The sequence below is a fragment of the Segatella hominis genome (genome assembly GCF_019249725.2).
GTDB lineage: Bacteria > Bacteroidota > Bacteroidia > Bacteroidales > Bacteroidaceae > Prevotella.
The window spans coordinates 883,879-899,077 of record NZ_CP137559.1 but is presented as its reverse complement, the minus strand read 5'-3'; the positions used below and the strand labels follow the sequence as shown (position 1 = coordinate 899,077).

11 protein-coding genes are annotated in these 15,199 nt (G+C 42.3%); all 11 read right to left on the bottom strand.

What is annotated here, in order from left to right; all coding sequences use genetic code 11:
- Position 1: 1 nt before the first annotated feature.
- Entirely contained in the window at positions 2–2,611 is a 2,610-nt protein-coding gene (locus KUA50_RS03540) for a BatD family protein (RefSeq protein WP_218456344.1), read from the bottom strand.
- Between the two features lie 54 nt (positions 2,612–2,665).
- Entirely contained in the window at positions 2,666–4,450 is a 1,785-nt protein-coding gene (locus KUA50_RS03535; RefSeq protein WP_218456292.1) for a VWA domain-containing protein, read from the bottom strand.
- A gap of 66 nt (positions 4,451–4,516) precedes the next feature.
- Positions 4,517–5,515, bottom strand: coding sequence for a vWA domain-containing protein (locus tag KUA50_RS03530; RefSeq protein ID WP_218456293.1), 999 nt, complete (start codon positions 5,513–5,515; stop codon positions 4,517–4,519).
- Between the two features lie 39 nt (positions 5,516–5,554).
- Positions 5,555–6,628, bottom strand: a complete 1,074-nt coding sequence (locus KUA50_RS03525; protein ID WP_118118292.1) for a BatD family protein — start codon at positions 6,626–6,628, stop codon at positions 5,555–5,557.
- 57 nt (positions 6,629–6,685) lie between these two features.
- Positions 6,686–7,555: a DUF58 domain-containing protein gene (locus KUA50_RS03520; protein WP_218456294.1), complete on the bottom strand. Its 870-nt coding sequence runs from the start codon at positions 7,553–7,555 to the stop codon at positions 6,686–6,688.
- Positions 7,555–8,550 carry an AAA family ATPase gene (locus KUA50_RS03515; RefSeq protein WP_218456295.1) on the bottom strand — a complete coding sequence of 332 codons (996 nt, stop codon included), beginning with the start codon at positions 8,548–8,550 and terminating at the stop codon, positions 7,555–7,557. Before KUA50_RS03515 ends, KUA50_RS03520 begins: the two co-directional genes overlap by 1 nt.
- A gap of 271 nt (positions 8,551–8,821) precedes the next feature.
- Positions 8,822–9,883 (bottom strand): 3-isopropylmalate dehydrogenase, encoded by a 1,062-nt coding sequence (gene leuB / locus KUA50_RS03510; protein ID WP_218456296.1) that lies wholly within the window; start codon positions 9,881–9,883, stop codon positions 8,822–8,824.
- A gap of 22 nt (positions 9,884–9,905) precedes the next feature.
- Positions 9,906–11,504, bottom strand: a complete 1,599-nt coding sequence (locus tag KUA50_RS03505) for an alpha-isopropylmalate synthase regulatory domain-containing protein (RefSeq protein WP_218456297.1) — start codon at positions 11,502–11,504, stop codon at positions 9,906–9,908.
- Positions 11,505–11,506: 2 nt separating this feature from the next.
- The gene (leuD, locus tag KUA50_RS03500) at positions 11,507–12,097 is read right to left on the bottom strand and encodes a 3-isopropylmalate dehydratase small subunit (protein WP_006846819.1); all 591 of its coding nucleotides are present in this window, start codon (positions 12,095–12,097) and stop codon (positions 11,507–11,509) included.
- Positions 12,098–12,150: 53 nt separating this feature from the next.
- Complete coding sequence (gene leuC, locus KUA50_RS03495; RefSeq protein ID WP_218456298.1) at positions 12,151–13,548, bottom strand: 3-isopropylmalate dehydratase large subunit; 1,398 nt, start codon at positions 13,546–13,548, stop codon at positions 12,151–12,153.
- Positions 13,549–13,616: 68 nt separating this feature from the next.
- Complete coding sequence (locus tag KUA50_RS03490; RefSeq protein WP_022110578.1) at positions 13,617–15,119, bottom strand: 2-isopropylmalate synthase; 1,503 nt, start codon at positions 15,117–15,119, stop codon at positions 13,617–13,619.
- Positions 15,120–15,199 lie beyond the last annotated feature (80 nt).

Genomic DNA, 15,199 nt, shown 5'->3' with positions numbered 1-15,199 from the left:
ATTATATTTCCTCTATTTGTTTGGTCTCTACCCAACCTGTTCGCCCGTCAGCCAGGCGAACACCTCGCCAGTCATCCATAGACTTGTCAGTAATATCAACTCGAGTTCCCTCATGAATGACGAATTGGTCAGAACTTGATTTAGCAGGCGTATTCTTCACATTCACAGTTGGTGCCACCACAATAGCACCCGTGCGGTTTAAGAGAACTTCTTTCTGCTGATATGCAAAGACATTACAGAACAGGAAAATAACCAAGAAGAATATACCACCAAAAAAGCCCATCTTGCGCAAATAGATTTGCGGAGCAAACAGATAGACCAATGCTAAAACCAAAGCTATGATAATCGCTATGATACCAGTCTTTGCCCAGCTATCAACACTGGTATAATTTACTAAAGCCTTATACCATGTCACGAAAAACATCTCGCTTACGGGTGTAATCTTATCAATCGTCTTGCCACGAACAAACTGAAGATTGAAATTAATATCTTTATCTCCAGGAGACAGGAGATGAGCACGCTCGAAAGCCAATACCGACTTTGTGATATTATCCGTACGATAGTAGGCATTACCCAAATTATAATAGATATCAGAAGAAACACCATTTTTCAGGAGATCCTCATAATCCTTGATAGCTTGCTGATAATTCCCCTTCTGATACTCAGCATCTGCATTCTGCTTGGTTATTGCAGAAGCAGACACAGATGTAAGGAGAAAGAATGCAAGAATCCATATGAAAGAATAGGACTGTCTGTCCTCTTTTGCACGGTTCTTGTGCTCCTTGCGCATAGCATTGATTGCGTTTTCTATTTCCATAATTCCTGTCATAGCAGAATTGAAAGTCTTGTTCATATTACCAGCAGCATCACCTGGTGCATATCGCTCGAACTCGCACTCATCCAATGCCTGGGTAAATTTATCAATCGTTGAGATGTTAACAGAATGCATCTCTAAATTTTCCGTGATATTCTCACGAGAGAGTTTCTCTACAGGAATATTCAGCTTATAGCTTACATAACCCCACAAAGCTCGCAAAACTTCATCATAGAATTCACTCTGTTTACCATGAGACATTAACTGCTGAGCCTTTTTCAGACGCTTCGTTGCAATCTTATTAGCCTTATTGGAACGAACCTTCACGATATCTGCATTTTCCAAAGCTCGTTTGCGGAAGACAACAAGCAAAACAATAAAAGTGATAAGCGGAACAAGCAGACTGGTCCAATATCCAAAACTGCCATAGAACATATCATCCAAATCATGCAACTTACTCTTTCCTAATTTCAAAGCACGAATATCCTTTGCCTGATCAGAGAAATCCTGTGAACTATCTGTAGAACCATCACCTTTAGACACAGTCAAATCAAAAGCCTGAGTCTTGATGGTTTTATATGAATTAGAAGATGTATCGTAGTAGGTAAATTCTACAGGCGGAATCTTATAAGAACCCTGATTACGAGGTACAACCAAGAAATCATATACCATATTACCTTCAACACCATTGGAGGTCAGGCGAGTCTTGTCGGTTATCTTAGCATCATATTTATCAAAATCTTTCGGCAAAGTAACGACAGGTTGTTTGAGAAGTTTGAGGTTTCCTACTCCACCCACAACCACACGAATCGTAACAGGATCACCAGCTTTTACTTCTTTCTTGTCAATACTTGCAGAAATATTAAACTTACCTACACCTCCTGAGAAATTAGCAGGACGTGATGGCAAAGGCAAAACATTGATAGTCATGCCTGGCGCCTTGATATCCTTGTGTACCTCAACGTAACCGGAACCACCATTAAAGAAGGCTTCCATCGGATCCACATTACGATTCTGCTGAACGACAAGACCCTTAAAAGTAATAGACGGAATTTCAAGTTTACCAGTCATCTGCGGATACATGACATACTGGCTCCAGGTCACACACTTATATTGACGACCATTGACCATTTCACTATGAAAAGCCTTCTGCTGAGGCAAAGCAACCTCCTGAGTATGGAAACCCTTCAGATCTGGCATTTTACCTTCCAACTGAGACAAATCAACCTGTGTATATACCTTATAGGTCAACAAGACAGGTTCCTGTTCATGAACCGTTTTCTTATTGGCAGAAACCTTGATGAAAAGATCTCTACCAGAAATAGAAGAACCAGCCTGTCGCATACGAGGTTCATCATCCATATTGGAACTTCCGTGCATATTCGGAGCACCATTGGAATTTCTGGCATGACCAGAAACACTCACCTTAACAGCACGAGAAGCAATTCTCTTACCATTTACTACAGCATGAGAAGATCCTATCGTATAAGAACCATTCTTTGCAGCATACAAAGTATAAGTAATAGTAACGGAAGAAGAAGAACTGGTATGTCCGTTAATCATCTGATAGCTGGACTGCTGGGAAGTATAAGGACCGGCTATCACTTCCAATCCTTCTGGTACTCCGCCCATGCGGAATTCCTCCACATCACGCGTATTAATAGTGTAAGCCAGACGGAAGTTCTCACCCGCCGACACATGAGATGGAGCAGATACAACAATATGCTGAGCTCTGGAACTCAGAGCACAGCAAATAGCAATCACCACCAATATCGCATAACGTCCAATATGTTTCATTATACACATCATAATTTTACTTTTTGAAAAAAAGAGTCTGTGATAAGATTCCTATTACCAGTTTTTCTCATAAGAGCGGCTCTTAGGCTGTGACAATGCTTTCTGCATTTTCTGTTTTGTTGCCTTCTCTTGTTGAATAGCTGCATTCAGAAGTTGCTCAGCGTTGTCTTTGCTCATCTTGTCCTGATTACGCTCTTCGTTCTGGTTCTGTTTATTCTTATCCTTGTCGTTATTTTTCTTATTGTTTTTATCTTGTTCGTTATTCTTGTCCTTATTATTCTGGTCTTTGTTTTTATTTTTGTTGTTCTTGTTCTTATTCTTATTATTCTTATTATCTTTATTATTCTTTTGAGGTTGATTCTTCAGAAGTTTCTTACACAAAGCCAGATTATATCTTGTTTCATTATCCTGAGGATTACATCTCAGAGCCATTTTATAACATTCAATAGCCTTGGCATATTCACGATGGTTTTGCATGATAACACCCATGTTGTGATAACTCTTGGAACGTCTCAGCACATTGGTTTCTTCCTGTGCTGCATGCTGGTACTGTACCATCGCCATGGAATCCTTCTGCTGCATCATCAAGGCACAACCTAAATTATACAATGCCTGGGTATTCTTCGCATTTTTAGATATCGCTTTTCGATATTGGGTTTCTGCCTGAGCCCATTTCTGAGTACGGTATAACTTATTACCCTGTCGTATAAAGGTTCTGTCATTTTGTGCAAATACCAGTGCACTATTTACCAATAAGAGTAAAAGCAGGATACTGGTTTTACCCAATTGCGATGATTTGGCAGCCTTTCCCATAGAAAAGGCCTTTCCAAAGAACATGACATTTCTCAACAGAGGATTTTTCACTTCCAAAATACAGATTTCTATGATTAAGAGCAATATCACTAAAATACCAACAGCCTGAAACTGTTCGTCATACTCACTGTATATCACAGAAGAAGTATCTCCCTTTTGCAATTTTGCCAGATCATCATTCAGTGTTTTCTCTGCATCGCTGGTATTATCAACATGAATATACTGTCCGCTACCAGCCTGAGCCAATTCCTTGCACATGTTTTCATTCAGGGCAGTCATAACCGTATTACCGGAATGATCTTTCAGATAACCGCCATCACCCATAGGGATAGGCGCACCTTTCGTATTACCAATACCAAGGATAAATACATTAATACCTTTTTTCTTGGCAGCGGCAGCAGCCTCCGTTGCACCTGGTTCATGGTTTTCACCATCAGTAATCACAACGATAGCACGTCCAACATTGTTCTGTTGGGTAAAACTTTTAGAAGCCAAATCAACGGCATCAGCTATATTGGTGCCTTGTGTCTGAATCAGACCAGGGGTAATATTCTGCAAGAACATCTTGGCAGAAACGTAATCGCTGGTAATAGGCAACTGTACAAACGCATCGCCAGCAAAAACAATCAGTCCAATCTTGTCATTGGTAAAATTATCAACCAGATTTTCTACCAGCATCTTACTCTTGTCAAGACGGGAAGGAACGACATCCTCTGCCAACATAGAGTTGGAGATATCCAAACAAATGATAGTTTCAATACCCTGGCGCTTATCATGCGAAATCTTGCTACCCATCTGCGGACGAGCCAACATGACAATCAGAAGCGCCAATGCTGATAACATCAGACAGAATTTCACGGTAGGACGGTATTTTGAAATACCGGGCATCAGTTGTTTGAGAAGCTCAGGATCACCCAGCTTCTTCAACTTTGCATGTCTCCTCCTCCATCCTATCAGTCTGATAAAAATCAAAACAGGAAGGATGCATAGCAACCAGAGGAATATAGGATCTTCAAAACGTAACATTTTCTAATCTATTTAAATCTACAAGAATCGACTTCATGTATAAAATGGAAGTTCGACCTCTTTTTTTTAAGGAATTTTTCTCAACCAGGTGATTCTAAGAAGAATTTCCATGAGCAAGATCAAGAACGCTGCAATAATGAAAGGCTGATAAGCCTCATATCTCTTGGCGAAATGCTTGACGTTCATCTTCGTTTTCTCCAGTTTATCAATATCCTGATAGATTTGCTTCAACTCCTTGTTATTGGTAGCTCGATAGAAATTACCATCGGTAGTCTGGGCAATATCCTTCAAAGTCTTCGTGTCTATTTCTACAGGAATGTTCACATATTGAATTCCACCTGCTACTGGTACTGGATATGGAGCAACCTTATTAGTACCGACACCAATGGTATAAACTCTGATACCCAAACTTCTGGCAATTTCTGCAGCTGTCATAGGAGAAATATCACCCATATTATTACTACCATCAGTCAGAAGAATGACAACCTTACTCTTTGATTTCGAATCTTTCAGACGACTCACTGCATTAGCCAAGCCCATTCCCACAGCGGTTCCATCCTGGATAAGACCTCGTGCAGCTATATCCGTACGAGTATCTTGCAACAGGCGTAAGAGGCTCGAATGGTCTGTGGTCATCGGACACTGAGTAAAAGCCTCACCGGCAAAAATCGTCAAACCGATATTGTCATTAGGACGGCCAGAGATAAATTCATGAGCAACATCCTTGGCAGCTTCCATACGGTTAGGTTTCAAGTCTTCAGCAAGCATGGATGTAGATACGTCCATCGCCAGCATGATATTTATACCTTCCACCGTCTTGTTGTCCCAGGAATTATGGGTTTGAGGACGAGCCATTGCACAAACAATCAGTACAAAAGAGACGCAGCGCAGAAACATCGGAAGATGAATCAGACGAACACGCAGACTCTTAGGCGCATAAAGATACTGCTTGGTATCACTCATACGCATCGTTGGCTCGTTCTTTCTCCTGTATAGGAAATACCATAATATATAAGGTATCAATAACAGGAGTAACAGAAAGTATCCTTTACTTGCAAATTCCATTTTTTCGTTTTATTAATAACTATCGTCCAACAACCACTGTTAAACAAGTGAAACCACTGTATAGACGATATAAACCAAAATAGCAACAATCGCCAAAGAGCCTGCCCATAAGAGCAACTTGATGACCTTGCGCTGACTCTGAGACTTCTTATCATTCTCACTCAATGTTGGAACAATTTTCTCCTCTACAGGCTTTTCGTCGGTCTTTGTCTGGTCGATAAAGTTGATGGCATTAACGAGATTAGAATCGTTTTCATTGATGAGCGTCTCATACTTGGCAAACTTTACCAGATCGGCAGTTCTGAAGAGTTGTCTCAATTCATCAATCATCTTCTGATCACCAGCAGACTGGAGACATTCGATAATTTCGCTACTGGTCATCTCCATAGCGTTAAATCCGAAGCGACCATTGATATATTCACGCAAAGTATTGGTAAGACGGGTATAATACTCTTTCAGATTCTCCTGATTCTCAGAGCGCTGATGCTTGATAGCGTTGATTTCGTTAAGAGCCTTTTCATGAGCAGGAACTCGTTTTACTATACGGAAACTTTTGAGAATTGGTTTATTCTGCTTTAACCTCTGCAAGAGATAGCACATTGCACCACAGAGCAATAACATCAATACGCTCAACCAAAAGATTCCACTCCATTCACTCCAGAGGAAAGGATTGTCCTGAACGTCCTTAGGAGGATAGAACTGGTTAGGATGAACTGTATCTACAGGAACCGTAAGAACCTTCAATGCTAAGGGATTACCATGAAAGTCCTTGCCGTTTACCTTTACATTGAGTGCAGGAATCGCATACACATTCTCATCAAAAGAAGTAAGCGTATAGTTGCGACTCACCTGTATCCGGTTACCATCAATCTCAGAAGTATTTTCTTCACTCTGTCCAACAACCTCTACGCCTGGTATCAACTGTTGGGAAGGTTTGAAAGAAGGCATTACAATCTTCTGACCACGGTTGGCAGTCACTGTAAGATGTAAAGTAGTCTGCTCACCAATGAGAAGTTGCAGAGAATCCAACTTCTGTTCAACACTTTGTGCAGAAGCAGAAAAGGCACTGCAAATCAAGGCGATTGCCAATATAAAACTTTTAACTTTAATCATTAACCTAATATTATATGATTCGCTAAGTATTTATATACTTCAGTCATCGTAATCACTTCATCCTCTCTGCTTGAAAAGCATGAGAAGCGCTTTAGAGAAATCTTCATTTGTAGCAATGGAAGTCCAGTCCACTTTACTTTTGGCAAATGTATCACGAAGTTTTTCTTCCCGATACATCCAATTGCGAGTATGAGCCAACCTCATTTTCTTGCTACTGGTATCAATATACATTTCATGTCCAGTCTCAGCATCCCTAACCTTCAACAAGCCGATATCCGGCAAAGTCTTTGCCCTCAGATCATAAACCTGGATGGCCACTACATCATGTTTCTGATTGGCAATCTGCAGTTTGTGCTGATAATCTTTTTCATCATAGAAATCCGAAATCAGGAACGCAGTGCAATGTCTCTTCATGACACGAGTGAAATATTCCAAGGCGACACCGATATCAGTACGCTGGCTGTCGGGATGGAAATCCAACATTTCCCTAATGATATAAAGAATATGTTTTCTTCCCTTCTTCGGAGGAATATACTTTTCAATTCTGTCCGAGAAAAAGATAACACCTATCTTATCATTATTCTGAATAGCACTGAAGGCTAATGTGGCAGCTATCTCTGCAGCCAAGTCACGTTTCATCTGGCAGGTTGTACCAAAATCCAGCGAACCACTCACATCGACCAACAGCATGACCGTAAGTTCGCGTTCCTCTTCAAAAACCTTGACGAACGGGCGATGAAAACGAGCAGTAACATTCCAATCGATATCACGCACATCGTCACCGAACTGATACTCCCTTACTTCCGCAAAAGCCATCCCCCTGCCCTTGAAAGCAGAGTGATATTGACCTGCGAAAACATTCTGGCTCAATCCGCGGGTTTTGATTTCTATCTTACGAACTTTCTTTAAAAGATCTTGTGTATCCATCAAGGAACCTCCACCTTGTTGATAATTCTGCTTACAATTTCTTCACTGGTTACATCACTTGCCTCAGCCTCATAAGAAAGACCTATACGATGTCTCAAAACATCATGAGCAACAGCTCTCACGTCCTCAGGAACCACATAACCGCGGTGCTTGATGAAAGCGTATGCTCGTGCTGCCTTAGCCAAAGAGATACTTGCACGAGGACTGCCACCAAAGGTAACCATATCCTTCAAATCTGCCAGTCCATAACGGTCAGGATAACGGGTAGCAAAAACGATGTCAGCAATATACTGCTCAATCTTTTCATCAATATATACCTCATTGACAATGCTACGAGCCTTGAGAATTTCATCAGCAGAAGTAACAGCAGTCACGGTAGGCATACTGCCCTGAATATTTTCACGGATGATAAGTTTTTCCTCTTCCAATGACGGATAATCAATGACAACCTTTAGGAGGAAACGGTCAACCTGCGCTTCAGGCAGCTGATAAGTACCTTCCTGTTCTATAGGATTCTGAGTAGCCATAACAAGGAAAGGATTAGGCAACTTGAAAGTCTGTTCGCCAATGGTAACCTGATGTTCCTGCATAGCTTCCAGCAAAGCACTCTGTACTTTAGCAGGTGCACGGTTGATTTCATCAGCCAACACAAAGTTTGCAAAGACTGGGCCTTTCTTTACATGAAAAGACTCATCCTTCTGGGAATAGATCTGTGTACCGATCACATCGGCTGGCAACAAATCTGGAGTAAACTGTATGCGGCTATAATCGGCACTTATCAATTGAGATAGTGTTTTAATTGCAAGGGTCTTAGCCAATCCCGGCACACCTTCCAGGAGAATGTGACCATCTGAAAGTAAGCCTATCAAAAGACAGTCAACAAGGTGCTTCTGTCCTACAATGACTTTATTCATGCCAGTTACCAGATTGGTAACGAAATGACTTTGTTGTTCAATCCGGATATTCAATTCGCGGATATCTATAGCTTCTGCCATAATCTATATACTTTTACGTTTAAACTCTAAATTAAAATCGTATTTAATCACTCTAAGATAAGGAGCAATTATTAAAACATTCGCAAAAGTAATCATTTAGCCTCAGATAGACGAATATAGCAATCTAAATAATATTAAAAATGAGAGATATTTTCTTTATTTAAGAAACTTTTGATATTTTGAGCCAAAGAAACAAGCAATAAAAATGGGGAATGTAAGAAACATTCCCCATGAAAATAGTATAATCATATATAAATATAGCATCTGTAGATTACGCATTCTTGATCCAGTTTACGATCCACTCACCAACCTGAGTGGTACCGTACTGTGCACCGCCCTCAACCTGAATTTCAGGTGTACGGACATTGGCATCAAGAGATGCATCAACAGCCTTGCGAATCAAAGCACCTTCCTCGTTCAGACCAAAGTGCTCAAGCAACATGGCTGCAGAAAGAATCTGAGCTACAGGGTTGGCAAGATCCTTGCCAGCTGCCTGTGGCCATGAACCATGAACAGGCTCAAACAATGGAGTATGCTCACCCAAAGAGCTGGATGGCTGCAAACCCATAGAACCTGTAATGCATGAGGTCTCATCAGTCAGGATGTCACCGAAGGTATTCTCTGTTACGATGACATCGAAGAAAGTAGGTTCTGTCAACACACGCATAGAAGCATTGTCAATAAACATATAGTCGGTATTAACCTCTGGATACTGAGGTTCCATTTCCTTAGCAATCTGACGCCAGAGACGAGAAGAAGCCAAAACGTTTGCCTTATCAACAACAGTCAAGTGCTTATTGCGCTTCATGGCAAACTCGAAAGCAACCTTCAAGATGCGCTCAATCTCAGGACGTGTGTAGATATCTGTATCATAAGCCTTGTCGTTATCCTGATACTTCTCACCGAAGTACATACCACCGGTCAACTCACGAATGACAACAAAGTCAGCACCCTTCAAGAGTTCATCTTTCAAAGGAGACTTATGGAGCAAGCAATCAAATGTTGCAACAGGACGTACATTAGCAAAAAGCCCCAACTTCTTACGCATAGCGAGCAAACCCTGCTCAGGACGAACCTTGGCAGTAGGATTGTTGTCGAAACGTGGGTCACCAACAGCTGCGAAAAGTACAGCATCAGCATCCATACAAGTCTTGAAGGTCTCCTCTGGGAATGGATCACCTACCTCATCGATAGCATGAGCGCCGCAGATAGCCTCGTTGTAAGTAAACTCGTGATTGAATTTCTCTGCAATGGCCTGCATAACAGCAACGCCCTGCTTCATAATCTCTGGTCCGATACCATCACCGGCGAGAACTGCAATGTTTAATTTCATTTTATTTATTTTTTAATCGTTTTTATTCCATATCTAAATTTCGAGGCGATACTTGCTGTTCGTCATTCTTATCTGCCTCATACATATTAATCATCTTCAGCGTTGCCTTGATAGCAGCCTCAGTCTGGTCGGCATCCAAACCACGGGTTCTCCAGATACGATTACCTTCACGCCAAGTGATGACAGTCTGAACAAGTGCATCTGTACGACCGCCAGGAGGAATACTTACCTGATAGTTGTCAAGCAATGGGAAGGTTTTGCCAAGCTTTACCTTATATATATTACGTAAAGCTTTCACGAAAGCATCATACTGGCCATCACCAGTACTCTGATCTTCATATTCCTTGCCATCGATTTCAACTTTTACACTTGCAATAGGCTTCAAACCATAAGAAGTTGACACCATGTAGCTTACCAGCTTTACCTTATCTTCTGGAGCGGAATGTTTCAGCACATCGCTCACGATATAAGGCAGATCATCCTGAGTTACCAACTGTTTGCGATCACCCAGTTCGGTAATACGTTTCGTCACCGCCTTGGTCTGCTCCGGCGTCAACTCCAAACCCAGTTCATTAAGATTCTGAACAATATTAGCCTTACCGGAGTTCTTGCCAAGTGCATATTCACGATGTCTGCCGAATCGTTCCGGCACCAGATCATTGCAATAAAGTTTGTCCTTGTTATCGCCATCAGCATGAACACCAGCCACCTGGGTGAAGACATTATCACCCACGACAGGAGTATTCGGAGCCACAGCAATACCACTATACCCCTCTACCAGACGGGAGATTTCATTCAGACGATCTTCCTTGATATTGGTTTTAGCCTCAAACATATCCTTCAGAATCACCTGCACGCTCGCTAAAGGCGCATTGCCACAACGTTCACCCAGACCATTTACGGTAACGTGAAGTCCCTTAGCCCCACTCAGTACTGCAGCCAAAGAATTGCTCACCGCCAAGTCATAATCATTATGAGCATGGAAATCGAAGTGAGTATTCGGATAGCGGCGCACCATCAGGCGCATATACTCCACACACTGCAATGGGTTCAGAATTCCTAAAGTATCAGGAAGAAGGAAACGCTTGATAGGCAGCTTGACCAGTTCGTCCATCATCATGAAGAGATAGTCACGACTATCGCGCATTCCGCTCGACCAATCCTCCAAGTAGAGATTTACAGTGAAATTCTTGCTCAAGGCATAATCAATGGTCTGCTTGATATGCGCAAGATGCTCCTCAGGAGACATCTTGAGCTGCTGGGTGCAGTGCTTGTAACTGCCCTTTGCCAAGAGGTTGATAACATGACCGCCACATTCAGCAATCCAATCTACACTCTTATTGTTATCCACGAATCCAAGTACCTCAACGGAATCCAGTTTACCTATGGTCTTAGCATAACGGCAAATACGAGCGACAGCATCCTTTTCGCCTTCCGAAACACGAGCTGAAGCCACCTCAATGCGATCCACATTGATATCGTGCAACAGCATTCTTGCTATCATCAACTTCTCGTGAGGAAGGAAACTGACACCATTGGTCTGTTCGCCATCACGCAGCGTACAGTCCATGATTTCTATCTCCTTGATACGAGAATTATCTCTCTTTGCGTTAACATCCATAATTACTTGTTTTTAGCTTCCCAAGCCTCTACCTTGTCACGGTTCTGCACAAGGAAATCCACATCATCCAAACCATTCTCGAGACAGTGCTTCTTGTAGCCATTGATCTCGAAATGCTCGCTCTTGCCAGTAGCAAGATTAGTAACGGTCTGATTAGGAAGATCCACCTTTACCTCTGTCTTATGATCCTTATCGATGCTCTCGAAAAGTTCTTTCAGGAATTCCTCACTTACGACAACAGGCAAAACAAGGTTGTTCAACTCGTTGTTCTTGTGAATATCAGCGAAGAAAGAGCTGATGACAACACGGAAGCCAGCGCCAGCAATGGCCCAAGCAGCATGCTCACGAGAAGAACCAGAACCGAAGTTCTTACCTGCTACGAGGATGACACCACTGTAAGAAGGGTCGTTCATCACGAAATCAGGCTTAGGAGTACCGTCAGCATTATAACGCCAATCACGGAAAAGGTTGTCGCCCATACCTTCCTTGTCAATAGCTTTGAGGAAACGGGCAGGAATTATCTGGTCTGTATCAACATTCTCCAAAGGAAGAGGAATGCAGCTTGATGTAATTACATTGAATTTCTGTTTCATCGTTATTTAAAAGTTTAATTTTTAAAGCTAAGTGTTTGCTTGATAATCAAACACTATTTCATGAACTCTCTTGGATCGGTAATCTTACCAGTGATAGCAGCAGCTGCTGCCACATAAGGACTGGCAAGGATTGTACGGGAACCTGGTCCCTGGCGACCCTCAAAATTACGGTTTGATGTACTTACAGAATACTTACCTGCAGGAATCTTATCATCGTTCATAGCGAGACAAGCAGAGCATCCTGGCTGACGGATTTCGAAACCAGCAGCCTCTACAATCTTATCGATTCCTTCTTCACGAATTTGTTTATCAACCAACCATGAACCAGGTACAAGCCAAGCAGTTACGCCCTCAGCCTTCTTCTTACCTTTAACCAAAGAAGCAAAGGCACGGAAGTCCTCAATACGACCATTGGTACAAGCGCCCAAGAATACATAATCAATAGGATGGCCTTCGAGTTTCTCACCAGGCTGGAAGCCCATGTAGTTAAGGCTCTTCTTGAAGCCAGCCTGTTCTTCCTCAGGAATCTGGTCAAGAGTTGGAATATTCTCTGTGATACCGATACCCATACCAGGATTGGTACCATATGTAATACGAGGTTCGATATCCTTAGCATCGAAAGTCAATTCCTTATCGAATACAGCGTCATCGCCACTCTGCAAGGTTTTCCAATAAGCTACAGCTTTATCCCAGTCTTCACCCTTAGGAGCATATTCGCGACCCTTGATGTACTCGAAAGTTGTCTCATCAGGAGCTACAAAACCACCACGGGCACCCATCTCGATTGAGAGGTTACAGAGAGTCAAACGACCTTCCATAGACATATCCTTCACAACATCGCCACTATACTCGACGAAGTAACCGGTAGCACCAGAAGTAGTGAGCTGGCTCATCAGATAGAGTGCCACATCCTTAGCAGTAACACCCTTGCCGAGTTTACCATTGATGCTGATACGCATAGACTTTGGTTTGCTCTGGAGAATACATTGTGAAGCCATTACCATCTCCACCTCAGAAGTACCGATACCGAAAGCAACGGCACCCATCGCACCATGAGTAGAAGTATGAGAGTCACCACAAACGATAGTCATACCAGGAAGAGAAAGACCCTTCTCAGGACCAACCACGTGAATGATACCATTATCCTTGGTGTTCATGGCAAAGTGAGTTACGCCAAAATCAGCGGTGTTCTTTGCCAAGGTATCTACCTGTTTCTTTGAGATAGGATCCTCGATTGGTTTATCCTGATCGTGAGTAGGAGTATTGTGGTCAGGCATACAGAAAATCTGGTCTGGGCGGAACATCTTGAGTCCGCGTGCTCGCATACCAGCAAAAGCCTGAGGTGATGTAACTTCGTGACAGTAAAGACGGTCGATGTAAAGCTGTGTAGGACCGTCTGGTACAATCTGGACAACATGCTTGTCCCAAATCTTGTCGAATAATGTATTCATTATGCTAATGTTTAATATTTATAGTTTAAGTTTAATGACAAGTCAAGATATATATATAAACTGAATAACTATCTCACCTTGAACTTGTTAATACAATCAATATAAGCCTCTACAGAAGCTGTCACAATATCGGTATCAGCACCGAAGCCATAGTAAACATGACCATCGTATTCTACCTGCATATGAACCTTACCCACATCATCAGAGCCCTTGTCAATAGCCTGAATAGTGAACTCTTTGAGGTTCATTTCCTTGGTAATCACCTTCTTGAGAGCACGGATAGCAGCATCCACAGGACCATTACCAGAAGATGCAGCCTCGAACTTCTGCCCAGCGATATTGAGACCAATACTTGCCACACTCTTGACACCCTTACCGGTAGTAACCTGCAACCAGTCGAGCTGAACACCATGCTTGTCAGCAGAATCAGCACCAGCGAGCATCAACACATCCTCGTCAGTAACCTCTTTCTTCTTATCAGCCAACTGGAGGAACTTCTTGTAAATCTTATCGAGTTTCTCTTCATCGTCCACATTGACACCATTTACATGGAGACGATACTTCAATGCCGCACGACCAGAGCGAGCTGTCAATACGATAGCATTATCATCCAATCCCACATCCTTAGGATCAATAATCTCATAAGTCTGAACATTCTTCAACACACCATCCTGATGGATACCAGAAGAGTGAGCAAAAGCATTACGGCCCACAATAGCCTTGTTAGGCTGAACAGGCATATTCATCAGACTGCTCACCATACGAGACATCGGAACAATCTTAGTCGTATTTATATTGGTATCAATATTGAGATGCTTATGACACTTCAGAATCATGGCAATTTCCTCAAGAGAAGTATTACCAGCACGTTCACCGATACCATTCATCGTAACCTCCACCTGACGGGCACCATTCAACACACCTTGGAGCGTATTGGCAGTTGCCATACCGAGGTCATTATGACAGTGAGTAGAAATACGGGCATTTTCAATACCATCCACATGCTCCATCAGATACTTGATTTTAGCACCATATTCCTCAGGAAGGCAATAGCCGGTAGTATCAGGAATATTCACAACCGTAGCACCTGCCTTTACGACCGCCTCTACCACACGAGCCAGATACTCATTATCCGTACGTCCAGCATCCTCCGCATAGAATTCCACATCCTCGACGTATTTTTTAGCATACTTTACAGCAGCAACAGCACGCTCGATGATTTCTTCACGATTAGAATTGAACTTATATTTGATATGGCTATCGCTTGTACCAATACCCGTATGAATACGCTTATGCTTAGCATACTTCAAAGCCTCGGCAGCACAGTCAATATCTTTCTCCACCGCACGAGTAAGGGCACAAATCGTAGGCCAAGTCACGGCTTTAGAAATCTCCACAACCGAATTGAAATCACCTGGACTAGAGATAGGGAAACCAGCTTCGATAACATCAACGCCGAGTAGCTCCAACTGCTTTGCCACTTGAATTTTTTCCACTGTGTTCAACTGACATCCAGGCACCTGCTCACCATCTCGCAGGGTTGTGTCGAAAATAAATAATCTGTCACTCATATCAATATCTTTTTTTATTATTCTATACCCAAGAAGACAACCGAAGTTTTTAACAAAAAAGCCTTTCACACTTCTATACG

What these genes read in the sequence shown, in the direction of transcription:
- KUA50_RS03530 (WP_218456293.1), bottom strand. Translation starts at nt 5,515, where the DNA reads ATGGAATTTGCAAGTAAAGGATACTTTCTGTTACTCCTGTTATTGATA.
- leuC (WP_218456298.1), bottom strand. Translation starts at nt 13,548, where the DNA reads ATGAATACATTATTCGACAAGATTTGGGACAAGCATGTTGTCCAGATT.
- KUA50_RS03540 (WP_218456344.1), bottom strand. Translation starts at nt 2,611, where the DNA reads ATGAAACATATTGGACGTTATGCGATATTGGTGGTGATTGCTATTTGC.
- KUA50_RS03505 (WP_218456297.1), bottom strand. Translation starts at nt 11,504, where the DNA reads ATGGATGTTAACGCAAAGAGAGATAATTCTCGTATCAAGGAGATAGAA.
- leuD (WP_006846819.1), bottom strand. Translation starts at nt 12,097, where the DNA reads ATGAAACAGAAATTCAATGTAATTACATCAAGCTGCATTCCTCTTCCT.
- KUA50_RS03515 (WP_218456295.1), bottom strand. Translation starts at nt 8,550, where the DNA reads ATGGCAGAAGCTATAGATATCCGCGAATTGAATATCCGGATTGAACAA.
- KUA50_RS03520 (WP_218456294.1), bottom strand. Translation starts at nt 7,555, where the DNA reads ATGGATACACAAGATCTTTTAAAGAAAGTTCGTAAGATAGAAATCAAA.
- KUA50_RS03490 (WP_022110578.1), bottom strand. Translation starts at nt 15,119, where the DNA reads ATGAGTGACAGATTATTTATTTTCGACACAACCCTGCGAGATGGTGAG.
- KUA50_RS03535 (WP_218456292.1), bottom strand. Translation starts at nt 4,450, where the DNA reads ATGTTACGTTTTGAAGATCCTATATTCCTCTGGTTGCTATGCATCCTT.
- KUA50_RS03525 (WP_118118292.1), bottom strand. Translation starts at nt 6,628, where the DNA reads ATGATTAAAGTTAAAAGTTTTATATTGGCAATCGCCTTGATTTGCAGT.
- leuB (WP_218456296.1), bottom strand. Translation starts at nt 9,883, where the DNA reads ATGAAATTAAACATTGCAGTTCTCGCCGGTGATGGTATCGGACCAGAG.